The 22,416-nt window shown below is 45.5% G+C and carries 20 protein-coding genes and 1 pseudogene; 4 read left to right on the plus strand and 17 right to left on the minus strand.

Translation table 11 applies throughout. The features are described 5' to 3' along the window. A pseudogene (locus RIE73_RS15170) lies at window positions 1-126 on the plus strand (RNA-guided endonuclease InsQ/TnpB family protein); the annotation flags it as partial. An 11-nt stretch (window positions 127-137) separates the two neighbouring features. Here RIE73_RS15170 and nblB read toward each other — a convergent pair. Both nblB and RIE73_RS15180 read right to left on the minus strand, forming a co-directional pair. Continuing rightward, entirely contained in the window at window positions 138-794 is a 657-nt protein-coding gene (nblB, locus tag RIE73_RS15175) for a phycobilisome degradation protein NblB (protein ID WP_446401968.1), read from the minus strand. A 61-nt stretch (window positions 795-855) separates the two neighbouring features. Beyond that, window positions 856-1,326 (minus strand): CBS domain-containing protein, encoded by a 471-nt coding sequence (locus RIE73_RS15180; protein WP_446402000.1) that lies wholly within the window; start codon window positions 1,324-1,326, stop codon window positions 856-858. Window positions 1,327-1,541: 215 nt separating this feature from the next. Between RIE73_RS15180 and RIE73_RS15185 the strand changes: the two genes are divergently transcribed. Continuing rightward, window positions 1,542-1,916 (plus strand): VOC family protein, encoded by a 375-nt coding sequence (locus tag RIE73_RS15185; RefSeq protein WP_446401969.1) that lies wholly within the window; start codon window positions 1,542-1,544, stop codon window positions 1,914-1,916. On the opposite strand, the gene RIE73_RS15190 is transcribed toward RIE73_RS15185, so the two are convergent. Continuing rightward, window positions 1,913-2,221 (minus strand): hypothetical protein, encoded by a 309-nt coding sequence (locus RIE73_RS15190; RefSeq protein ID WP_446401970.1) that lies wholly within the window; start codon window positions 2,219-2,221, stop codon window positions 1,913-1,915. The genes RIE73_RS15185 and RIE73_RS15190 overlap by 4 nt on opposite strands. 57 nt (window positions 2,222-2,278) lie before the next feature. Then, window positions 2,279-2,965, minus strand: coding sequence for a phosphoribosyltransferase (locus tag RIE73_RS15195; protein ID WP_446401971.1), 687 nt, complete (start codon window positions 2,963-2,965; stop codon window positions 2,279-2,281). A gap of 340 nt (window positions 2,966-3,305) precedes the next feature. Here RIE73_RS15195 and RIE73_RS15200 point away from each other — a divergent pair, with 340 nt between their 5' ends. Beyond that, window positions 3,306-4,103: a Uma2 family endonuclease gene (locus tag RIE73_RS15200; RefSeq protein WP_446401972.1), complete on the plus strand. Its 798-nt coding sequence runs from the start codon at window positions 3,306-3,308 to the stop codon at window positions 4,101-4,103. Window positions 4,104-4,114: 11 nt separating this feature from the next. Here RIE73_RS15200 and RIE73_RS15205 read toward each other — a convergent pair whose 3' ends face one another. From RIE73_RS15205 to RIE73_RS15215, 3 genes are all read right to left on the minus strand, one after another. Next, on the minus strand, window positions 4,115-4,426 hold the full coding sequence (locus RIE73_RS15205) for a type II toxin-antitoxin system RelE/ParE family toxin (RefSeq protein ID WP_446401973.1): 312 nt from the start codon (window positions 4,424-4,426) through the stop codon (window positions 4,115-4,117). Next, window positions 4,423-4,755, minus strand: coding sequence for a type II toxin-antitoxin system Phd/YefM family antitoxin (locus RIE73_RS15210; RefSeq protein ID WP_446370283.1), 333 nt, complete (start codon window positions 4,753-4,755; stop codon window positions 4,423-4,425). The genes RIE73_RS15205 and RIE73_RS15210 overlap by 4 nt, the downstream gene beginning before the upstream one ends. A gap of 353 nt (window positions 4,756-5,108) precedes the next feature. Then, entirely contained in the window at window positions 5,109-5,945 is an 837-nt protein-coding gene (locus RIE73_RS15215) for an HIRAN domain-containing protein (RefSeq protein ID WP_446401974.1), read from the minus strand. Between the two features lie 537 nt (window positions 5,946-6,482). Between RIE73_RS15215 and RIE73_RS15220 the strand changes: the two genes are divergently transcribed. Beyond that, window positions 6,483-6,698, plus strand: coding sequence for a hypothetical protein (locus RIE73_RS15220; RefSeq protein WP_446401975.1), 216 nt, complete (start codon window positions 6,483-6,485; stop codon window positions 6,696-6,698). Here the strand turns inward: RIE73_RS15220 and RIE73_RS15225 are convergent. The 10 genes from RIE73_RS15225 to RIE73_RS15270 all read right to left on the minus strand — a co-directional run bounded on the left by RIE73_RS15225 (window position 6,630) and on the right by RIE73_RS15270 (window position 22,378). Next, the gene (locus RIE73_RS15225; RefSeq protein WP_446401976.1) at window positions 6,630-7,628 is read right to left on the minus strand and encodes an MraY family glycosyltransferase; all 999 of its coding nucleotides are present in this window, start codon (window positions 7,626-7,628) and stop codon (window positions 6,630-6,632) included. The genes RIE73_RS15220 and RIE73_RS15225 overlap by 69 nt on opposite strands. A gap of 96 nt (window positions 7,629-7,724) precedes the next feature. Next, window positions 7,725-8,663: an SDR family oxidoreductase gene (locus RIE73_RS15230; RefSeq protein ID WP_446401977.1), complete on the minus strand. Its 939-nt coding sequence runs from the start codon at window positions 8,661-8,663 to the stop codon at window positions 7,725-7,727. Beyond that, complete coding sequence (locus RIE73_RS15235) at window positions 8,618-9,862, minus strand: glycosyltransferase family 4 protein (protein ID WP_446401978.1); 1,245 nt, start codon at window positions 9,860-9,862, stop codon at window positions 8,618-8,620. Before RIE73_RS15235 ends, RIE73_RS15230 begins: the two co-directional genes overlap by 46 nt. Window positions 9,863-10,052: 190 nt before the next feature. Next, window positions 10,053-11,984 (minus strand): heparinase II/III domain-containing protein, encoded by a 1,932-nt coding sequence (locus tag RIE73_RS15240; protein ID WP_446401979.1) that lies wholly within the window; start codon window positions 11,982-11,984, stop codon window positions 10,053-10,055. Beyond that, window positions 11,981-14,152 (minus strand): bi-domain-containing oxidoreductase, encoded by a 2,172-nt coding sequence (locus tag RIE73_RS15245; RefSeq protein WP_446401980.1) that lies wholly within the window; start codon window positions 14,150-14,152, stop codon window positions 11,981-11,983. The genes RIE73_RS15240 and RIE73_RS15245 overlap by 4 nt, the downstream gene beginning before the upstream one ends. Window positions 14,153-14,159: 7 nt before the next feature. After that, window positions 14,160-16,058 carry an asparagine synthase (glutamine-hydrolyzing) gene (gene asnB, locus RIE73_RS15250; protein WP_446401981.1) on the minus strand — a complete coding sequence of 633 codons (1,899 nt, stop codon included), beginning with the start codon at window positions 16,056-16,058 and terminating at the stop codon, window positions 14,160-14,162. Window positions 16,059-16,182: 124 nt separating this feature from the next. Then, window positions 16,183-17,379, minus strand: coding sequence for a glycosyltransferase family 4 protein (locus RIE73_RS15255; protein WP_446401982.1), 1,197 nt, complete (start codon window positions 17,377-17,379; stop codon window positions 16,183-16,185). Window positions 17,380-17,381: 2 nt separating this feature from the next. Beyond that, entirely contained in the window at window positions 17,382-18,725 is a 1,344-nt protein-coding gene (locus RIE73_RS15260; protein WP_446401983.1) for a hypothetical protein, read from the minus strand. Next, window positions 18,706-20,127 carry a hypothetical protein gene (locus RIE73_RS15265; protein WP_446401984.1) on the minus strand — a complete coding sequence of 474 codons (1,422 nt, stop codon included), beginning with the start codon at window positions 20,125-20,127 and terminating at the stop codon, window positions 18,706-18,708. The genes RIE73_RS15260 and RIE73_RS15265 overlap by 20 nt, the downstream gene beginning before the upstream one ends. A 13-nt stretch (window positions 20,128-20,140) precedes the next feature. Next, window positions 20,141-22,378, minus strand: a complete 2,238-nt coding sequence (locus RIE73_RS15270; RefSeq protein WP_446401985.1) for a heparinase II/III family protein — start codon at window positions 22,376-22,378, stop codon at window positions 20,141-20,143. Window positions 22,379-22,416: the final 38 nt, after the last annotated feature.

The following is a 22,416-nucleotide window of genomic DNA, read 5'->3' on the forward strand; positions in this document are numbered from 1 at the left end:
CAAAAAGGATTAAGTACGGTGGGGCACACCGGAACTTACGCTTGGGGAGATTTGCCCTCTTGGACGGTTGGAGCAATCCTGTCGTCTAACGGCGAGTCGGGGAACCAAGAATCTCCGCGTCTTTAGACCGGAGAGTGTCAAAAATTGCGTTTGGCTTCCTGAGCCACTTGCTCAACTGAGTCTTGGGCTAAGGCTTCTAGGGCAGCTCGAGCCTCCGAAGTATCGAAGGGTTTGAGCGCCTGGGCGACTCGGTAACGTACTTGCCAGTCCGAATCGGTGGCAAAGGGAACTAATAATGGTACAGCGCGGGGATCACCGAGTTCTCCCAATGAACTAATTGCAGCGGTTTGAATCAAGCTGGTTTCGGAGGACAGTGCTTCTTCTAAGAGGGGAAACGCACGCGGATCAGCGAGTTCCCCTAATGCCGCCACAATACTAAACTGCAATAACCATTCCGAGGATTGGTGGTATAACTGTTGCATTTCCTCAAACGCCTCAGTCATTTTCAGGGCACCCAAAGCGTCAGCGGCGGCGGCTTGGACATCGGGTTCTGGGTCGTTCAAGAGGCGATCGCGCAACAGGGTTAAGGTGAGTGATAAATCCTGACTCCCAAGCGTATCAAGCTGGCTCACGGCGGCGTATCGAACTCGAGCATTGGCATCAGTCAAAATCGGCTGGATTAATTCAAAGGCTACTGATGGTTCGAGCTGGCGTAGTAGATTTACCCCACTGAGACGGTTGCCAAAGTCCTCGGAACTCAGCAACTGTTGAACAGACTCACGAGAAACTGTCATGTGTAATGTATTTGTTATGGATCATTGATTTATTGTTGAACTATACTATCAGCTTCAGCTTTTAAGACTCGTCGAGTTCAGCAATCATCGCCCGCACAATATCTCCGGCTGTGAGGACACCAATCACTTTTCCTTGGTTGTCAGTCACGGCTAGACGGCGCAGGGATTTGTCCTGCATCAGTTTCGCGGCTTTGCGTAAGGGTTGATCCGGCTTGACGACAACAGGTTCGCGAGTCATAACCTCCCCGACGGTTTGCCCTAACGCCTTGTGTAGTTCTTGATCATACCGGGCTGGGTTTTCTAGATAAATCACACTGTCTAGAAATACGATGTAAACCGGGGGTTCGACTCCAGTCTGTTGCCACAATAAATCTGTTTCGGAAATAATGCCCACCAATTTTCCGGCATCATTGACCACCAGCAAACCACTGATACGTCGGTCGGCAAGAATTTTCATCGCCTCTCTGATGGGCGTTTGGGGCGTAACCGCGATCGGGTCACGGCTCATGACTTCGGCAACGGTTTTGGGCATACTCAGGCTTGGTGTTTTTTCGGAATTACTCATCCTATTGTAGGGGTAGAGGGAAGGACGGGGATCACTTTCTCTGAATTAGGGGCTGCTACAGGGAGTCTTGTGGTGGGGAGAGGGAACAGGGAACAGGGAACAGGGAACAGGACAAGGGATTGAGGGTTTTTACAATTCTTAACTCAGTGAACCAAATTTATGGTCAGTTATTTAGGATAGGGATGAAATTTCACTATAAGACGGCTTGCGTTACGATAGCGGCTACGAATATCGAGCCGCTGGTTGAATTTTATCGTCAATTACTCGCTAAATCTCCCCATTGCCATAGTCCCAATACCTATGCCGAGTTTCGCCTCCCTGGATTGCGACTTGGACTATTTAAGCCTAGGGATAACCATCAACAGGAATTTGAGCAGTCTGAGCAAAGTGGGTTGAGCTTGTGTTTAGACGTTGATGACTTAGACGCCGCGATCGCACAGTTGAGCAAAATGGGATATCCGCCACCGGGCGAAATCATCGTCGCCTCCCACGGGCGGGAAGTCTACGCTTATGATCCCAATGGCAATCGCTTAATTTTACACCAGCCGCCGCCCTAACTGATCGCCACGTCATAGGCAACATTGGCAAAGGCATAGACGCTATAGAGGAGCAAAACCGTAATCGCGACAACCATAACCACACGCGGACGCGGTGATGGTAAAAAGGCTTCCCTAACCCACATGGATGCGGCTGCACCAATCGCGAAGCTAGAACTGAGGACAAGGTATTGCCAATCGGGTTGAAAGACCCAATTTAAGCCCAAAGCCAGGGTTAACAAGACCATCAAATGTTCGATGGACTCCGGTGGATTTTGCTGCGTGGAAAGCACCAAGGTGCGCCAACAGAATTGCAAATGCCTCATGAAAAAATTCATCAGCTAGAATTATAAGGTTAAGATAATTTAGGGGAACAAATTTGGCTACTGTTGGTCGGGAAGATGATTATACTTTTGTAAATAAGCCAGTGCCTCATCCGTGTTGACCTGAGGAAATTTCCCGTAGAAACGGCTGACACTGAGAAAGTCATCCGGTGTTTCTAGGATAACTAAGCGATCGCAGAAACGACCCAGACATTTGATCAGTCCGGCTGGCGCCACGGGGGTACAAATCCAGATCTGGTGAGGATGCTGCTCCTTCAACGCTTGAGTCGCCGCGATCATGGTCATCCCTGTCGCAATTCCATCATCCACCACCAGGGCTAACCGTCCTTGGGGGTTAACCGGAGAACAACCAGGGGCAAATTCAGCCAGTTGAGCTTGGGCTTTATCTTGAGCATGACGCAGGGCGGTTTGTCGCAAAGTTGCCTTCAGTCGTCCCCATAGTCGTTGTTGCGCCCACAAAACTTGTCCGTCTGAGGTGACAGCACCAATGGCTAATTCCGGATTTTGGGGGGTGGTAATTTTTTTAGCCACCACGATATCCAGAGGGCAATTTAATCGACGTGCAACAGGTACGGCGACAGGAATACCGCCACGGGGGAGGGCATACACCACAGGTGATACCATTTCACCCATCGTCATTTCCAATTCAGCAATCTGGGTGAGCAGCACTTGAGCAAGTTCCTCACCGGCATGAGCGCGATCGCTAAATAGCGGAGCTGATGACATAGTTCCTCCAGCATTTAATATAAGCTCATACGTCATACGTTATTTGTTAAAGGGGAATTTCAGCTCCCGTTGAGTAAAGGGCGACCCGAGCCAATTGAGTAGATACAGTCGTTGATTGGTGCAAGCGGGTCGCCCCTACACGAACAATGGTACTGAAATAAGTGGTTCGGGATCGCCTCCACCCTTGATATACCGTAGGGTGGGCATTGCCCACCCACCTTAAGGAGCGTGCCTTTTGACTTAAGATGATAGGTTCCCGTCGGATAGGGTGCAGCATTATACCATAGAGAATTGCTACGACTTGTTTCCTTTGCCAAGACGTTTGAATGCACCACAGCTTATGTATCAAACCGATCCCCCCCGCCCGCCTCAGGAAACCCTACCCACCATGTATGATCTACCCAGTGAAGAGGTGGAGGAACCTGGTTTGCCCGATGAGTTTCACCGACTACAGGCTGACTTGCTCAGTCAAACCTGCCAACCCCCGAATCAGCCTATGGATCAAGTGTTTGTCGCCAGTGACTTGAACCTTTATTATGATCCGCGTCATCCCCGTTGGTACAAGCGTCCTGATTGGTTTGTTGTTCTTGGGGTGCGCCGATTTACCCAGCAACAGGATTTGCGCTGGAGTTATGTGATTTGGCAGGAGGGAGTTACGCCTTTGCTTGTGGTTGAGTTGCTCTCCCCCGGTACAATACCGGAAGATTTGGGACAGACATTGCGGGAGGTGAACCAACCGCCGACGAAGTGGGAGGTCTACGAGCGAATTTTGCGTATTCCCTATTATGTGGTGTTTGATCGGTATGTTAATCAGTTTAGGGCTTTTTGTTTATCGGGTACTCGTTATCAGGAGTTATCACTACAAAATCAGCGGCTGTGGTTGGACGAATTACAGCTAGGGTTAGGCATTTGGCAAGGGGTGTTTGAGGAGACAACGGGTTTGTGGTTACGTTGGTATGATCGGACTAATCGGTGGATACCCACACCTGTAGAGCAAGCACAGCAGGAACAACAACGGGCTGAGCAATTGGAAATGCAGTTAGAGCAGGAGCGTCAGCGAAGTGAGCGGTTGGCAGAACGGTTGCGGGGGTTGGGGATTGAGCCAGATGCTTTGAGTGAGGATGACCTAGGACAATGATGTTGCCGACATTATACTGGGGAGCAAGGTTTCGCGATCGGTGCGCCTCTAGTCATTAAATCAATGGACAAACGCACCACCTCAATTCCATTCGTCAGGGGAAAGTAAAAAATCAGATAGTTCCTAAATGGGAAACTCCGCAGTTCCGGTAACAACTCGTCACGAATACGCCCAATATAAGGGTTTTGGGCAAGGGTCTCCAATTTAGCATAAAGCTTTCTCAGAAAATCGGCTGCCTGCTCTTGACTACTATGTTCTTCGAGATAGTCCCAGATAGCATCTAAATCTGTCTGAGCAAGAGGACGCTTGAAAATTTCGCTCATACACCTTGCTTTGTGCTTCGACGTTCAAGACTTCGTGCTTGACCTCGACGGATCACGTCTTCAATGTCAAGTGGTGTGGCTTCTCCGCTCTCAACTCCTTGACGGATTTCTGTTTGTAAGGCTTTCAGTTTAACTTTCTCTAATTCCGCTTCGAGTTCCTTGAGGCGATCTTGTAAATGTTGGAAACTGAGGGCATCTTGGACAATCACAGCCGCCTCACCGTTTATTGTCAGTACCATTGGTGCTTTCGTCTCTCGGATGCGTTCTATATAGTTACTGGCGTTGCGCTTAAAATCAGTGAGTGAGTGGATATCTTGAAGGTTAACCATGGAATAGACCTCAATTAAAATCCCGATTAAGACTCTAATTAGATGCTACAGGTTTCCTTTTTGGTCGTCAATGGGACATCTAAGGGACTTGCGGCTTAATAATATACCAATCAAGCTTGGCTGAGTTGATGAATACAGCTTTCCTCACTGGTACTTTATTTTTACGCAGCTCCCTAAGCTGGGATTGGCGATCGCACCACCTGGGGAGAACCAGACAACACCCTTGTCAGAGCTGCTATCGTAGCCTACTGGACTGACACAGCTAAAATGGTGGCATAGATTTGACGGTGAAATTGGGCGCACGTCGGTGCGCCCCTACAATTCTAATCCACCAATTAAGGTGTGCCACGCCACTACGGGTGGTTAGGCTCAGTGATCGCGCTTGGAGATAAATTTCCGCGATCGCCAACGCTTGTGGCAAAACCAATCGCCTCATCTTCTTCCGTCAACGGCTGATACTCTTCCTGACCAAACGGCTCATATCCCTCAAATCCTGAATAGGTCATCTTACACAATAACCGAGACTTGATCGGTGAAGGAGGCAAATTTATCTTTGCTACTTTCACCTCTACCAATTTCGGATCGCGCATCAAAATATCAAACACATTCGTCATTAAGTAGCGAGGGCAATATCCTAGAATATGATGATCCTCTGTATTGAGCGTTAAAGCTTTAGTATCATAACGATTATGAAACTCGTGAGCTAACCACAGAGGTTCGCCCACCTCTAGTTGCTCCATACGTTGCAGGGAACACTCCGGTAAATACCGCAGACCATGCGCTACGAAAAAAATGTGGTATTGCCCATTGTTATCGGACTGTGGGCAAGGAAAAACCTTAAAATTATCTGTTTGCCGCTCTCCCTCAGTGCGTCCCAAAAACTCCATTAAATCAAAAGTCTGGGTTGATAAATTGAACCGACTTAGGTAACTCGGGTAATCGGGACGCGATCGCGGCATAACCCGGTTGGCAAAAAACGCAAACAACTCCGTCGAACGGTAAACTCGACTCCACTCAGGGAAAGACATTAAAGGTTCAAACCCGCATTTTTGTTGAGCCGCAATCGCCCCTTTTATATAAATAAAAGTGTAAAATTCCCCGTCAAACGTCAACCGACCCACCGGGAACCACGACCGACTTTGATAATCTTGCCAAGCTAGAAATAAGATTTTTCGGGGAGTAGTGTTCATGAATTTTAGAGAGAGAGTAATCGTTCTTTATTAGTGAGCAAAATTTTTTTGACAAAGTCAGATGCTACCTCGGAGAAGCGATCGGCTGGGAGTGCTTGTAAAATCAAGGTTATCTGTTGCTCCGAGATTGCCTCAAGACGACTGAGCCACTCCTGAGAAGCTATCTGATATGGGTTAACAATATGTTTAAACAGATCTAGGGTCTTCAGGGTCTTGCTGTCGTTTTCGTTCAAATAAAAAGCTGACCGACACCGATTTACGTAAGACTCCACAGACTTATTCTGACGTTGAGTATCAGAGAGTTCGCGACCAAGACAAGAGGCGTGATCGTAAGTCGGGGCTAGATAAATGCTTGATTGAAAGTTTTGATCACGTATAAATCCCCAATTTTCATGATGGCGATCGCGCCCTTGGGTAGATGCTAGTGAGACAATCTCACTAGCATCCCGAATATATTAGCAAAATGCGATCGCACTCTTGGGGTTTTTACATTTTATAGCGGTACTAAGACAGTCGGGTTCTATTGGGAATGAACTGTTGGCATGGCGCAAGGGTAAGCCCGATGATAGTTGGGTGTTTCCCGGTGTTCATGGCTATGGGCATTTACACCGTTCGATCGTGAATCGGGTTATTCGTCGGTTAGCAAAGGAGGCTGGGATTAAGGGGAATGTTAGCCGCGACATTTTAAACGATCGCCCTCGTCGCCTGGAGATACATTTCCGCGATCGCGATCGCCATCAGTACCCCGACTAAACTGAACCAACTCCCCAGAGTGCCGAGAGTGGTGATGAATAGGACAATTATACTGGTGGCAATCAGGTAGGTGAGGGCGACTTGGCGATGCGTCCAACCGGATTGTTGAAGCCGCTGGTACAGGTGGCTACGGTGTCCTTTAAAAATGTTTTCTTGGCGGATCAGGCGACGGATCAGGGTGTAGATGGCATCAGTGGTGAGTGGGAGGGTGACAGCCAAAGCAGACCAGGCTTGTACGGGGTTATTGGTATTGAGCAGGGCGATGGCGACACTGGCTCCCAGGACGGTGCTACCTGCATCGCCCATAAAGATTTTTGCGGGAGACCAATTCCACCAGAGAAAACCGAGGAGGGCGGCGGTAAGCAGCCAGAATAGAGGTTGGTTGAGGTAAAGTGCTAGGAATGCTATCTGGAGGGCGGTGACGCTGGCAACTAGACCGTCTAAACCATCCATGAAGTTGTAGAAGTTGATTAGGGCGGTGATGCCAATTAGGGTGAGTGCGATCGCGATTATTTGACCGATTAGACCGAAGTCTGTGAGCCAGGGTAGGGGGAAGGAACCGAAACACGCGATCGCGAGGCTGGCGACGGACAGATGCACTAAGTAGCGTATTCTCGCCGGAAGCCCTTGGCGGTCATCGATGATACCAATGATGGCTAGGGGGGTGAGGATCAGCCACAGGAAGGTTGGGTTGGGGTTAATTAGGGGGTGGGATAGGAGTTGAGGGAAAGAACTGGCGAATAGAGTGGCAATTAAGCCTGTTATGGCAAACGCTAGGATGAAACCCAAGCCACCACCACGGGGAGTGGGTTGGGTATGGGAACTGCGATCGTTGGGGATGTCTAGTAAGTGGTTGCTGAAGCGTCGTTTAATGATATGGGTCAGGAGGATGCTCGCCAGTACACTGGCAGCCGCAAGAACAGTTAACATGCTTATCTATTACACTTCTCACACACACTTTTCCTACTATATGACCTATTGGTTTCCGGTGAGTTCCGTGACAGAGGTGTCTCAGCGCAAGGTTTGTCAAGGGTTTAGGGAGGTTACGTTAGGGTGTGAGGTCAATTGACCCCTTCTCAGCAACGCGACTTCTTGAGCAATTCCTTCGGTAAAACTTCGGGGTGAATAGTTAAAGTCTGCTTGAGCTGCCTTGTAGTCAAACACTTTATCTTCATTCAATCGTAAGACCTGCTCCTGACTTACGGGCATTTTTAGACCTATAGAATTTGCCATTTGGATTAGATTAAGAAATAAATGGATCGGTATGTGCCAGAGAATCGGTTTTTTACCTAGGGCATAACCCGCAATCTGAACCACATCGTTATAACTCAGGACTTGTCCACCGGAGATATTGTAATCTTGACGATAGGTTTTAGGCTGATTGAGAACTTCACAGATTACCCAAGCCACGTCTTCAACGTGAACGGGCTGCTGTAAGGATTGTCCGGAACCAGGGATTGGGATCAGGGGCGATCGCTCAATTAAACGCAGTAAGCGAATCATGTTCCGATCTTCGGGCGTACCATATATCATCGTTGGACGCAAAATTGTGTAGTCCAAATTACTTTCCCGAATTACTTTTTCCGCCGCTTGACGCACCACTTTGCTCTTGGCGTTCAGTTGCGTAAAAATTGCTGTCGTACTAACAAAAATTGCCCGTTTTACTCCGGAGTCTTGGCAAGCCTTAACAAGGTTGGGGGCAGCACCAAATCCGATGGACGCGACATTAATTAAGGTGTAATATCCAGGAAAAACCCGACGCAGTGATTCTATATCATTGAGATCGCCTTCGACTAATCTCAGGTGATACTGTTTGAGTTTTTCTGTCTTAGCCGTGGGTCTAACTAAGCAATCAAACTGAATACCTCGCTGGAGCAATTGCTGACAAACAAAGCCTCCGGTAAATCCAGTCGCACCGGTTAGTAAGATATCGGCACACATAAATCCTCCTGGATGAACTGCCATAGTTTTGCAGCAACTTTGGTGCGGGAGTAGGTTGAACGGATCAAATCCTGACCCCGTTGACCCATAGCTTGCCGTTCCGATAATGGTATCTGAGCCAGTTGCCGCATTGCCTCGGCTAAACCCTTGGCATCTTCAGGTTCTGAAGTGAAGCCCAGCCGATGCTTTTCCACCTCTTGATTCACTGTCCCGCCAACTGCCACTATCACTGGTTTACCCGCCGCATACGCATCATAGAGTTTATTGGGGCTGACACCATAATGAAATAGGGGAATATCTTTGAGCGTTAGAATTAGACCATCAGCCGCTTTTAGGAGTTTAGGCATTTCCCCTTTCGGGATTGCGGGTCTAAATTCTAGGCATTCAATGCCAGAGGCTTGTTCGATGAGCTGGGATTTTTCTGGACCATCACCAACTAATAAAATTTGAAACTTTTGGGGATGGCTTTGGTCAAGTAATCGCGCCGCTTCAACGATAGTGTCGAGGGAATTCGCCGTACCGTGCGCCCCAGTATACATCAGGCAAATTCGCTCTGGATCAATGTGATAATCAGCTTTGGCTACTTCAACAGGTATTTCCAGCTTAAACTGTTCAATATCAGGACCATTGGGCAGCCAATTGACCTGGACAGCACCATGCTTAGTGGCGTAATCCACTAATCCTGCCGCCAGAACAATCACGCGATCGCTCTTTTGATACAGTAGGTGTTCAATCTTCGCCAAAAACCTGACCAGCAGGCTATTGGGTGACTTACCCCCTAGCTCAATCAGGACTTGGGGCCACAGATCGCGTACCTCAAAGTAAAATCTAGCTCCCCGTAATTTTGCTAGTATCCAAGCGGTTAAGGCAGCTAACAATTGGGGTGATGAGCCAATAATCAAATCTGGCTTCGGTTTAAACAGACCGATAATCAATAACGTTAGGCAAAATGACAGCATATTTAAATAGCGTCGCCAGTTATTGACTTGATAGGAAGCCGCATAGAGCCAATTCCATTGCAGACCGTTGAGACTTTCCCGATGCCATAATTGAGGAAATTTTAGTTTTAAGTACTGTCGCTGGGTCAAGTTATAGTCTGAAGCAAACACATTCACCTGACAGCCTTGCTGGACTAAAAATTGACCGAGTTCATACTGCCTGATATGACCCGGTACGTCTGGAGTATTGGCAAATTGATTGATAATCCAAATTTGATGGGTCATTAGTCATTAGTTACATCCATTACAACAGCCGTTGCTCAATTAGGTTCGTAGTTGCGCTTTAGCGCCATAAACCTCACATCGCCCACTACAAACCTTTAAATCGAATGGTTGACTTAAGGCTGGTGGGCAATGCCCACCCTACGATATATAAAGGGTTTCGGCGATACCAAAATGCTTATTTCAGTGTCATTCACTCTAAGACAACTAAATTACCCTGCTGGAAGTGCCATGTCAGGATTTCTCTATTTTCAAACTGAAGTTTTCCTTGTTGATTGTGCCACGTCCAGGTCATCTTCGGTCGATAATCAAGCGTCAGAACCAGACAGAAAATCTTGCCATTAGGGAGCAATGAGCCTTGAATTTGCAGGTATCCGCGAGGATAGCGTCGTCCAAATTCAAGAGCATACCAGGATTGTGAGGTATCAGCATCCAACCATTGCACTTCATCATCGGCTGTCAAACCAAGACATTGAATATATAAGCAGGTTGTCTCTAACTCGCAGGTGTACACCTGTGTTTCTGGCTGGTGAATCAGATTTAAACCGGGAGCAAAGTGAAGCCTTGAGGTATACTCAGTGGCAAGGGCAGTTTCTAGGCGATCCAGGATAACAATTGCTTTGGTTCCCAGACCCACCCAGCGCTGATGCCAAGCCTTGAGAGGGGGATGAGCATAGCCGTTGTGAGCTGCACTGACCCACTGCCATTCCTGGAATGTGCCAGATTGAACTTTGTTAGGTTGAGCTTTGCGACCAACCCGGAAACTTCCCCAGATTTCAGATTGGTTTTGATTCGCGATCGCAACTGTATTATGAGCTAAGGTACTACGCTCGTAAGACCGAATCATACCGCTGCTGTATTCACTCGTACCCGTATCTACAATCACGGGTTGACCTTTGCAGTACAAGTCGAGGGTTAAGCAATCTGCATGGGCGTGCGGGGGGAGTTCAGAGGGACAGGGTGGGGCGCAGTCGAAGGTTAGTTCTATACCCGTGGCATTTCGTAGGATATAGTAGCCAGAATCAGGAAGCAGGCTACTTGTCGTTACACTCGTTTGGGTGGGGATAGATGCGGCTTGGTACGTACCACTTGCCTGAAGTAAGCGCTCATGCAAAGCATCAGTCATATCGGTGGAAGACTGTGCCAAAAGCTGGCGAACCCAACTGGCGATTTCATCTAGGGGATTGGCAATATCGTAAGCCGCGTCATTCCACAATGGAAAGAGTCCACAGGACAAGCGGATAGTTTCGGCAAATTGCAGCATCCGGTGCAGGGGTTCATTAATAGTTTCTGGGATCGACCAACCCGCATTCTGTAAGCAGGCGACTGTTTCAGCCACGAGGTTGAGAACGATGAGATGATACATGGGGCTACGTTCGTAATGCCCCCCATCTGGTAAAACTTGAATGGCTAGTTGTTGTGCCAGTTGCTCCAGTGCCAAGCGGACGATGGATTCAGCCCTAGGACAATCAAAGTTTAACCCGCCAATAATTAACCCTCTCAGATTTTCCAACAGATGATTGCCTCCAGCAAAATACTCCTTGTGGCGATGGAGATAGTTAACCTGAAACCACAAAGAAGTAATAATTTCTGCTTCAGCTAGGGTGGGGATGGCTCTAGTGGCAAATGTCCAGTTGACAATGCGTAAAGATGTGGTGTATGGATGCCAACCATCAAACGAACAGAGGGGATTGGCTGCAATCCAGTCCCCAATTAAGTGCTTAAGCTGACTCAGGCTAGCCGCATCAATTTGCCCCTGTTGATATCCTCTCGTCAAAACCTCACGCATCCAGTCAAAATAGTGGAGGTTAAATTGCCACAGGCGCGGATAGTCTGGACTATTCCAAGGGATCGGAAACGCGAGTTGCCGTGATTGATTGAGGAAGGTGAAGGTATAGGTGGCTTCTGGGGGGACAAAATGTTGGGGGAGTTGCGGCAGTTCTAACGCCTTGAGATAATTTTGACGTAAAGGCGGTGTGGGAATCGGGTTCCCCAAAGCCAGGGAACGACGCAGTGATAGTGGTAGATGGGGGAGCGATCGCGCTTTGATTTCAAATTGTACCCGTGCGGCTAGCTGACGCGGGGGAATGTCGCGAATTGTCCGCCACCAACGACCTAGGTTCAATGTCTCGCCGCCTCCGCAATTTCAAAGCTAACCTGCGTGACTTCAACGAATTCTTCAAAGGGAATGGGTGCGGCTTGACCCGATTCAATGGCATTGATGAAAGCGGCGGCACAAGCCGTATTCCCCTTATCCTGTCGCCACAAGTTCATCGAGTTAAATCCAGAAAAACCATAGCCTTTTAACTTGCGGAAGTTATCGAGTTGGAGAATACGACCCGCACAAAAGATTTCTAATCGCTCTTTGGGAAACGATTTGTGACCATTGGCTAGATAGTGTACCGTACCCAGGGAACCATCGGCAAAACTCAGGGTAAAGCTTACTTTATCCTCTTGCAGTTCGATGCTACCTAAGCTGGTGGTTTGAACTGAGACAATGGGGGAATCTGCCAGAAATCTTAGCAGATCGATGAAGTGGCAGGCTTCGCCAATAATCCGTCCCCCACCAATCGCCGCGTCTTGAGTCCAGTGGGTTGGGGGAATTGCTCCCGCATTCACTGTCATTATCATGGCTTTTGGTTCTTTGAGGTTGGCAAGCAGGGCTTTGATTTTCTGAATTTGGGGAGCAAAGCGACGGTTGAAGCCTACCATGAGTAGGGGTGACGTGCCAGAATTGAGGATTGAGGTATAAGTGGATTGGATACCCTCAAGTTGGTTAGGCGCGATCGCGAGGGGTTTTTCCACAAAGACATATTTCCCAGCCTTGAGAGCTTTACAGACATAATCGGCGTGGCTATCGTGGCGGGTGGCAATCACCAAGGTGTTGATTTCTGGGTCACTCAGTAGACTATCTGTATCGGTTGTGGCGAGACCAAAGCCAAATTTGCGACCCGCATAAACCCCACTGATACCCCCTGTGGTGGCTACAGCTTTTAGGGTAGCGTTGGTTTGTTTGAAGGCGGGGATTAAAATTCGGGTGGCGTAATTGCCTGCACCAATGAAACCAAGAACTGGCTGATTGGGGATGGGGGATGTTTTGTGACTTTCAGATGGGAATGCCTTTGTCTGTGTATGTTCCTGTTGAAGCTGAATCGTTGGGTTAAGCAGGTCACTGGGCGATTGAGAATCGGGGTATTCTAGAAGAATGCCCAGATACGGTTCACTACTGTTTAGGAGTTGGTAAGCAGCCGGGGCTTGATCCAGGGGAAAACGATGGGAGATCAGGGGGGCTACGTCTAATCTGCCTGTCGCCAACATATCCAGAACCGCTTCAAAGTTCCGTTGTGCCGTCCAGCGGACAAATCCGAGGGGGTAGTCCTGACCCTTTGCCTCATAAGCTGGGTCATAGCGACCGGGACCATAGGAGCAGGATACTTGAAAGGATAGCTCTTTTTCGTAGAAATCTGCCCGTGACAGTTCTAAGCCGACGACACCGACTAAGACAATTCGTCCTCGTTTGCGGCACATTTGGGCAGCTTGGTGAACAGGTTCGTTGCTTTTGGTGGCGGCGGTAATTAAGACGCCATCAATCCCTCGTCCCTGAGACAAGGAAGCCGCCGCAGAAATTGGATCTTCGCCACGGGAGAGATCTACGGTTTCAGCCCCAAATTTTCGAGCCAAGTCAAGCTTTTTCGGGTCAAAGTCAATCCCTAAGACACGACAACCTTGGGCATGGAGGAGTTGGATGGTGATTAGACCAATTAAACCCAGTCCAGTAACGACGAACGTCTCGCCCAGTGTGGGTTGGGCAAGACGAATTCCCTGGAGTGCGATCGCGCCAAGTACGGTAAAGGCGGCGGCTTCGTCGGTAACTGGATCAGGGATTTTGGCACAGAGGTTTTTCGGGACACAGACGACTTCAGCATGGGAACCGTTGGAGATGATGCGATCGCCAACGCTAAACTCTTCAACCCCAGCGCCCACCTCCAGAACGACTCCGGCGTTGGCGTAACCCATCGGTAAGGGTTGGTCGAGTTTACTTTGTACCGCTTCTAAAGTGGGGATTACGCCATCTGTCCTCATTTTATCCAGCACCATTTTGACTTTATCGGGTTGCTGGCGAGCTTTATCAATGAGGTTCGCTTGACCAAATTCCACTAGCATTCGTTCTGTTCCTGCTGAGACTAGGCTGGTACAGGAGCGGATCAGTAGATGTTTGGGTTTAACCTGTGGATAGGGGATGTTAACAATTTCGGTATCCCCATTACTCAGAGATTGGAGGACTTGTTTCACGACTTCATTAATCTAGAAAAATACGACACCACAACTCGATACAAGTTAAGGCAAAAATTGTATAAGTTCCATCCACCCGCGCTACTTTATCCATTTCTCGCAGATTTTGCACGGCGGCAAAATCAAACAAGTCGCGTTTTTTGAGAGAAGATTCTGAAAGTGTATCATCTACCAATGGCTTTAGCTGATTTCGTAGCCATCCTCGTAAAGGAACACCAAACCCGGTTTTGGGACGGTAAATAACATCATGAGGTAAGTAGGGTTCCATGGCTTTCTTAAAAATCCATTTTCCTTCCCTACCTCTTTGTTTGTATTGAATCGGCAAACGAGCTGCTAATGCGACCAAATCGGGATCGAGGAGTGGCACACGGACTTCTACTCCGGCTGCCATGCTCATTTTATCAGTGTAGTTGAGATTGTGATCAGCTAAAAAGTGTTTACCTTCAAGGTATAGCATCCGGTTTAGAGGATGGACTGAATTAGGAAGATTACTCAGAGATTCCAGAAGAGGAGTGCTGGCAGAAAATTTTGCAATTTGCTCTTTGAGATTGGAACTGTAAAGATTTTTTTGTGTTTGAGGATCAAGCCAGTAAAAATAGCTAACTAATCGTTCATCTCCATCTAAAGCCGCATAACGAAACCCTTTGCTGATTCGCCTTCCCAGTGCTGATCCTGTTGGTAGAGATTGAGTAATACTGCTTAATTGTCTTCGCACCGACTTTGGTAGCCAAGACCAGTACCGCTCTTGCATCAGTGCGTAGTGACGGCGATACCCTGTAAAAATATCATCTCCCCCAGCACCAGAGAGTAAAACCTTAATTCCGTGCTGACGAGCAAGTTGACTAATGAATAACGCATTGAGCGGTGCTGGATCGGCTTGAGGTTCATCAAGATGATATAACATTGTTTGCAGTTGTTCTGCCATCTCAGAACCCACATAGATCGTATGTAAATCTACATCTAAGTGATTGGCTACTTTTTGAGCATAGGGCAAGTCTTCCACAAACCCTTCGCTAGAAGAGTCGGCATTTTTCAAGCCAATGGTGAAACACTGCAAATTTTGTTCAGAAGTGTGTTGCTTGGCAAACGCAACTACTGAACTCGAATCTAAACCACCTGATAAAAATGCACCAACGGGAACGTCAGCAACCATTTGGCGTTGGACAGATTCTTGCAGTTGCCATCTCACCTGTTGAATGGCTTCGTCTTCTGAAAGAGGTTCAATGGTTTGGTGATATGGCAAATCATAAAATCGCCAATGCTTTTGCACTTTACCATCTTTGACAATCAAAGCATGACCTGGTTCTAATTTTTTTATATTTTCAATAATAGTCTGATTAGCTGGACACCAAAGATAAGTTAAATAATAATAGATAGCTTCAAGATTAAGGTAACGTTCTACCGTTTCCTCTTGCAGTAGTGCTTTCAGTTCACTAGCAAACAAAAAGCCTCGATAGGTGGTTGTATAATAGAGAGGTTTAACTCCAATTCCATCCCTGGCTAAAAATAAAGAGTTCGACCGAGTATCCCAGATAGCAAAAGCAAACATTCCATTGAGTTGAGGTAGCATAGTTTCTCTATCATGGAGATATAAATTGAGTAAGACTTCTGTATCTGTATTATTTCTAAAATTATACCCACTATTAATTAGTTTATTCTTGAGTTTTTTATAGTTATATATTTCTCCATTAAAAACAATTGCTACTTGTTCTGTTGCATCCCACATTGGTTGATGACCAAGGGGACTCAGATCGAGAATAGAAAGCCGTCGATGCGCCAATCCAACGCCATATTTTTTATTCAGCAAAATTCCCGAATCATCGAGTCCTCGGTAGCTTTGGCAGTGATTCATTATTTTGAGCAGTGATAGTTCAAACCTTCCGAAAAATCCCGAAATTCCACACATGATTTCCACAGCCTCTTTTGCTCAAACTGCACTACTGGATTTGCTTGGATGACACTAATAATCCAGAAATCAGTTTCTTCATGCACTGCTTACTGGAACTTTCACCCCCTTCTTTCCTCTAGGTTTAGATCAAGTTAAAACGATTTGATGCTGTGTTAACAATTTTCTGATAAACAGTTATATGCTCTGCTGTTACATGAGGTACAGAAAACTTTTTGGCAACGCTGCGGCGAGCTTGATTCGCAAAATCTTGCCGAAGTTTCTCGTCTAGAATTATTTTCCGCAGAGCTTGAGCGAGAGCAGGTACATCTCGTGGTGGCACAATGAGTCCGTTTTCTTCATGGTTGATCACCTCTTTGGCAATTCCTACATCAGTGGTAACGACAGGTTTTCCCATAGCCAAGGCTTCCAGCAGAACCATGGGTCCACTTTCAGCCGTTGAACTCATCACAAAAACATCAGCGACTGAAAGTGCCTCAGCAACATCATCTGTAAAACCCGCAAAAACAACTTTTTCTTCAAGACCAAGTGTTTTAACCTGATTACTCAAACTTGCAAAATAAGGACGCTGAGTTTGAAGAATCGCTCCAATGACAACAAGTCGCCAGCCTACTAGCATATCTTGTAAATTGCTTAAGGCATCTAGGAGGAACTCATATCCTTTAACCCAGTTAACATTACTAACTGCCAGTAGTAGCACTTCATTTCCTTGTCGCTGTAGGGCTGGTATTTTAGTCTCAATTCCACTTGGTTTTAGTTTTTTAGGATCGAATTTTTCTAGATCCACGGGGGGATAGAGTATTGCTGTGCGTTCATCATCATAGTCATCACACATATCGCGCACTGGTGGACTAGAGTATACCCGAATCTCTGCTAGCCAGCCTAAGGTTGTGCGGGCAATACGGTACGACCAAGGAGGGAGAGGAGAGTTGTCATTAATGTGCCACACCAAGGGTAAACCTGCTAGTTTAGCCGCTAATACTGCTTGAACGTTATACAGACCATTAGCGTGAACTATATCTATCTGATGGTTTTTTAGTGCAGTTTTCAATTGCCAGGTTTCAAAGGGTAAGCGGCTGACATAACGAATTAGCTGAACCAAAATGTTTTCCAGGCGAATGCGTGATAAGGGAACACAGAGATAAGAAATACCATTCTGTGTTGCATATTGTGGCAGTTCATCCCCCATGTAAGGAAAAACAAGAACTGTTTCCCATCCTTGCTCAAGCAAATGTTGCGCGACCTGAACAATCCGACGTTGGGGTCCCCCCACACGACCATCTAAAACAATATTAGCAATTTTAAACTTTTTTTTATTCATGTTTATGGGTTGAAAATATTCTGGTAACTTGATGAAATTTGGGTGATATCAAATGGTTTTAACCATTGGTCTAGATCTGTACATTCAATTGGTTCGTGCAAATTATGAATAAATTTTATAGTTTCATTAATTTTATTTTTGTCAACCGAAGCTTTTTCATTTATAATGTTCAATATTTTGCCTGGGTATTTTTTCAAGAACATTAATGAGCTATCGTCATCTATTTCTATTAGATTTAATAAAGGCTTACCGCTTCTAGCATACTCAACAAGTTTGCTAGGTAAACGGTAGGGGGTCTTATTGCCAATATTTACAAGAACATCAGCTTCCTGCATCGCTTGCTTTGCCTTTGCATGGTTTACTATGCCATGAGTAAATAGGTTTTTACCCATTAGTGTATTATATGGCTTAAAGGAATATTGACAGTCATAAATTTTTCCAAAAAAGTGAAGTTCTAATTTAGCGGCAAGACTGGGTTCGTTTTCTATGATATTGAGGAATAGCTTGAGCAGGAAATCGGGTCGTCGAATAGAGGAGTAGAGTGTTCCTAAGAAGATGAGTCTTATTTTTTCATCTTCGGGAAATAGCTTTTCTCTTTCCGATTCATTATCCTGAGCATCCCAGTTTGACAATAAAGGCGGGATAATCGTTATTTTTTCGATACTTTCAGGAAACAAGCTAGTGTATGTTGTTAATGTTGATGCTGTTGTTACTGCCACAGCATCAGCAGAAACAAAAACTTTCTCTTCCATCAAGTAATTTAGATTTTGGTAGAGTTTATGATTGTTAGTGGGAGCATCATGAGCAAAACAAAAAGGATCGCCAACATCTACTAACCATTTAATCTTAGGATAACTTTTCTTTAAGCTCAAACCTACTAAATGCCCCGTAAAAGGGTGAGATACACTAATAATTCCGTCATAATGGTGTCCGTTGATTAGCTGTCTAGCCTTCAGAAGTGCTGGCAAATACCACAAGCCTGCATAATCGGGCCAATATACCTTTTTCCAGGTATGGTCATGAATCCATTTGGACAAATAGGCTAACCCATATTTTATTTTCTGACTACTGGTTGAGGCATCATCGGCTGGAAACTTACTTTTTTCAGCGTTTGGATAAGCAACTGATTTTTTAAGTTGGCTGCGGAGTAATTCTGAGATTGTTCCCCCAACTCGATGTACGTGAACACCGTTTAAAGTCTGATTGCGAGACAAACCAGCCATCCACGCACAGACAACATCAACATGATGTCCCTGTTTTACCCAATGTTCCGCGATCGCTGACCAACGAAAGGAACGTGGTGTAATTGCTGGTTTGTAAGAATAACTAATAATCAGGATTTTCATTGATTAATTTTTGCCTATCGACTCCGTTTGATATTGATACCCCGTTCAAACTATGTTTTTTGAGAGAAAAGTTAGAATTAGCAACTAAACCGACTATGAGCCAAAATAATGAACCTAGTATTGGCTCATATATAATTGGGTAAGATGGCATATAGGCTACAATAGTCAAGAAAACAATTAGCAAAGCTTTGTAATAATCGTTAACCTTATTGAGCAGCCATAATCTTGACCACGTCTTAACTAAGATCAATCCAAAAATAAACAATAATAATATCCCACCAACTAAGTATATTTCCGAAAATGTATTGTGCGGCAAAATAACATCTGCCTTGAGCTGAAATGCCGCACTGCCAGCGATACCAAAACTACTGCCTACCAAAAAGTTTAGGGGATAAAAACTACTTTGTTCCATGGCTAATGAGATACCCTTTTGGGTCATGCTAATCATACGCATAGATAGATCTTCTAATACACTTTGGCTAGTCGGATCTCCTGTATCACCACCAGTAAACGCTAGCAGTGCAATTGTGGCATATTTTACAATATATTCTCGAATAGGAGAAGAATAGGTGGTAATACAAAAGATAAATAATAGTGTTACTATCATTATCGTAGTCATTTTTTGAAATTTCGTTCGGTTGATTTTAAAAATATTTGATCGTTTTCCAACCTTTAAACAGACTATAATAGCTGTCGCTATAATCCAACCTGCAATTGCAGCTTTAGAAAGACTAAAAATGAGTAAAATTAAAGCGACGGTTAGTAAAACTATTTTTACAGCTAAAGGACGAATAATTAATAATGCAATGATATAAGTAATAGCTGATGCCATTCCGCCCGTATTTGGTCCGCCCAGTAAAGTATTAAAGCGAAGCAGGATACCCCGACTTGCTATATAACTTTCGACTAGCCACGATAAATCTCCTCCTAGCAACTGGTATATAAGAGTAAGTCCCCCTATGACAATAACAAACAACCACAGGTTAATGAATTTTTGGAATTGCTTTAAATTTTCAAACAATACGCTAGCTAAAGGTGCTAGTAAGGCAACATTGATGAACCGAGTTAAACCAGCTATAGCAACATCTTTCCCATAAAGGAAATAGGTATGTATAGCTATAAATATAGTGAAGTACAGAAAAATAAGCACCAAAAGTTTTTTAGTGTTTAATTCCCATTTATAGAATATTGCTATTCGCAAATATAAGTAAATGTATAAAACATACCTAATTTTAAATACAGCTACCATTAAAGGTGACAATAATTGTACTTTATACAGTAAAATTAAAGCAAATAAAATATAAAATAGATAGATATCTAAACGATTCACAAAACTTGTTTTGGGCATTGATATAAAAAGATTGGCACAGTAATCATAACTTTTTTTAGGATAAATAGACAATTAAATAATTCCTCTATTTAGGTTTATCTATTATCAGCTTCCCATAACCGTTAGAAAATTTATTAGATAGAGTTCCCTGATCTCTATGGTTAAAATTTAGATGTTTTAAGGGCAGATGTAATGCAGAAAATAGATTTGCAGCAACTATATGGATAACTTGTTCTCCTATTTTTAAGAAATAATAGGTAGATTCTTTGTTGAATCTGAGAGTTCCCATAAATCCATCCGACCCCAAATAAACACATTCTCCTTCTGGAGCATTTTTCAAGGTGAACAGCCCTTGGCTGAGGTACTTTTGTTCTCGTTCAGGAAGAAGCTGGGGGGCAAAGTGTGCCTGACTGGAGCGGTATTCGTTCCGGCGTTCTGGTAGCGGTGTGTACAGATATGTTCCTGGATCACTTATCCAATCCTCACCATCTAGGTTTAACTCTATAGAAAACTGGTCATTGTGGGCATGACCTCCGTTGCCATTTTGACCAAGACAACCACAGCGGATAGCTAGGTAGAGTCGCTGAGAGCGGTAGAGATACAAGCCAAAGTTTGGATAGGCGTAAAACTTGAGGTCTTTGTCTAGGTCGCTACCCGGTGCGGGAATATCTAGAACTTGCCTTGACTGGGCTTGCATCTGTGGCAGCGAATCTAATTTAACACTAAATTGCTGCCAATCTTCTTTTTTGCCGATACGTACTTCCTCCGCAGCAGGATGTTGACCCGGTTGTAAGTAGGAAGGTAGGCGAGTGCCTGTAGCCAAATGCCCAATCAGGTCAGTTTCCAGCCAGCCTTCCCCTGTAAATTCTGCAAAATCATCCCGTCCAAAGAGTCCGTTAATCGCAGCAACCAGATGTCGGTGATCTAGCAAGTCTTCATCCCAATAGATGGCATCATCCCGAAGATCGGTATAGTCATCCAGATTAGCATAGCGTGCCTTCGCTTCGGCGACACTCATCTGATGATACAGTGGCTGGAGTTTCAGAAAGCGTCCGCTGTCATTATCACCAATCTGGGGAACATGATTGTTTGGCTTGGTGATGTGCATCGTAAACTCTGCCATTTTCTCCAACCGTTCGATGTACCAATCGGGAAAGGGAATGAGGCGATCGCTTCCCGCCAGGGGATAAAGAGCAAGTTGTGCTGGCTGGAGTGGGGGACGAACCTTGTGCAGGCGATAATCGTATTTTTTCAAAGCTGAATATTTTTCCGGTGGCATACCGAGTACTAGAGCTGTGCCATAGATTACCATCTCGGCAGAAAGGCGATGGTAGCTGGTAGAGGCTTCAAAATTGGCTCCATCTGGATAGAATTGAGACTCCACTTCATTGATGAGTTCCTGAATGGCAAAGGCTAACCAAGTGTTCGTTGTTGGCGTGCAGGGTAAGTACGCGGCTACGAATAATAGACCAACTACGTTAGCCAAATAGTGGTTTGATCTCAGGTGTGGCGACCATTCTAAGTTTTTAATGATATGCCAACCATGCTGATATATGCTGCGACTGAACTCTGTCTCGAATTCTGTATCAAATTCTGCACCGTAGGCTCGGAAAAAGTCGTAGGACACTAACCAATTTGCCACTCGGATTCCTATATCCATTGTGCATCGCCAGTTTACCCCAAAGCGGGGTGGATTGGTGGCAATAAAATCCAGCACTTGATTGCGAAATTCACGGGCATACGTTTTGGAAGGTGCAAAACCGGGTTGAGCCTTTCCCGCTAAAACATAAGCCCAGGCAAGTTGTGGCAAGTGCTGCATTCGGGTTAATTCCCATGGCACTTTAATATCGACACCTAGTTTGTGACCATAAGGTATATCCACATACCAAGTATTTTCAGACCAGCGATAGCCGGATTTAAAATCGAGATGCCAATCGATAGGGGTGTAATCCTCATCTACTAGATGCCAAATCCGCTGGGACTCGGCTAAGTTGGCTGAATTAATGCGACTTTCTAACCATCTGCCTTTGCTGTCTAGATCAATGGATGAACCCATCTCATAGCGATAGCCTTCCAAACCTCGACAGTACATTCCGTGTTTGAGTTGCACCCAACCAGAACCCAGGAGGTCGAAGCGATGAGCAATATAATGATAGGTTAAATCATGTAAGGCGTCCTGATTTGATTCTAAACTAGAGAAACTTGGCTTGGCAAAATAAACATTTAAGTGACATTTTGGATAATCTATTAAATATGTGCCTTGACGAAGCGCCCGTTGATAGTAAAATTGTCCTAAGACCTTTCTCTGAATTCTAGCTATCACTTTATTTGCATACTCATACACTGTTAACTGGAAAACCC

Origin of the sequence: Coleofasciculus sp. C1-SOL-03, assembly GCF_040220555.1 — a bacterium.
Classification (GTDB): Bacteria; Cyanobacteriota; Cyanobacteriia; order Cyanobacteriales; family Coleofasciculaceae; genus Coleofasciculus.